The following is a 420-nucleotide window of genomic DNA, read 5'->3' on the forward strand; positions in this document are numbered from 1 at the left end:
ACTTATTTTGAGAAAAATGAGTTTACCTTCCTAGAGGGTGGACTATTAAATTTTGAGCAAAATATTTGTGATTACATTGTTCTTCAAAGTTCTCACATCAAGGACAGAAAAACGTTTCTAGCAACTTCGGATGTAATTGAATCACTATTTGGAAAATATAAGTACTTCTCTTCACGTTGCCCATTTAAAGAGATGGGTCAAATGTTGCTAACTATTTGTTTATCTACTATGAATTTAACAAATACTGTTGTCAAAAATGCGCTTGAATCAATTAGTTTTTCCGACGTTGAAGCATGGTTGGCTGAAGTTTTTGGTCAATCTATGCTCTCGAAAAGAAAAACCCTATTTTCAGAGGAATGTTGACGACACAAAAACTGCATGAGCAAAAACCGCCTAAAAACCCACAAAGTCAACAGCCTA

Annotated in this window: 1 pseudogene; it reads left to right on the forward strand. The window is 34.5% G+C overall.

Features of this window, described 5'->3' with window-relative positions:
* A pseudogene (locus ABF638_RS38325) lies at positions 1-363 on the forward strand (hypothetical protein); the annotation flags it as partial.
* Positions 364-420: the final 57 nt, after the last annotated feature.

It is taken from the genome of Nostoc sp. CALU 1950 (genome assembly GCF_051172895.1).
In the GTDB taxonomy this organism is placed as follows: Bacteria; Cyanobacteriota; Cyanobacteriia; order Cyanobacteriales; family Nostocaceae; genus Nostoc; species Nostoc edaphicum_A.